Annotated in this window: 2 rRNA genes; both read right to left on the bottom strand. The window is 44.6% G+C overall.

Features of this window, described 5'->3' with window-relative positions:
* Nucleotides 1-109, bottom strand: a 5S ribosomal RNA gene (gene rrf, locus AB4185_RS20465); the annotation flags it as partial.
* A gap of 131 nt (nucleotides 110-240) precedes the next feature.
* Nucleotides 241-336, bottom strand: a 23S ribosomal RNA gene (locus AB4185_RS20460); the annotation flags it as partial.

The raw sequence follows: 336 nt of genomic DNA, 5'->3' as shown, positions 1-336 counted from the left end.
GATGTCCTACTCTCACATGGGGAAGCCCCACACTACCATCGGCGCTATTGTGTTTCACTTCTGAGTTCGGCATGGAATCAGGTGGGTCCACAATGCTATGGTCGCCAAGCAAATTTTAAAATTCGGAAAGCTGTATTTAAAAGTTATTTCTCTTCAAACTCATTCAAGCGTTTGTACTTTGTTTCTGCTTTTTAAAGCGGAAACAACAGTTTTGAGTCCACAAAACCCCTTGGGTGTTGTATGGTTAAGCCTCACGGGCAATTAGTACAGGTTAGCTCAATGCCTCGCAGCACTTACACACCCTGCCTATCAACGTCGTAGTCTACGACAACCCTT

It is taken from the genome of Vibrio sp. 10N.286.48.F5 (assembly GCF_041469785.1).
Taxonomy (GTDB): domain Bacteria; phylum Pseudomonadota; class Gammaproteobacteria; order Enterobacterales; family Vibrionaceae; genus Vibrio; species Vibrio crassostreae_C.
This window is presented reverse-complemented; position numbering and strand designations above follow the sequence as displayed.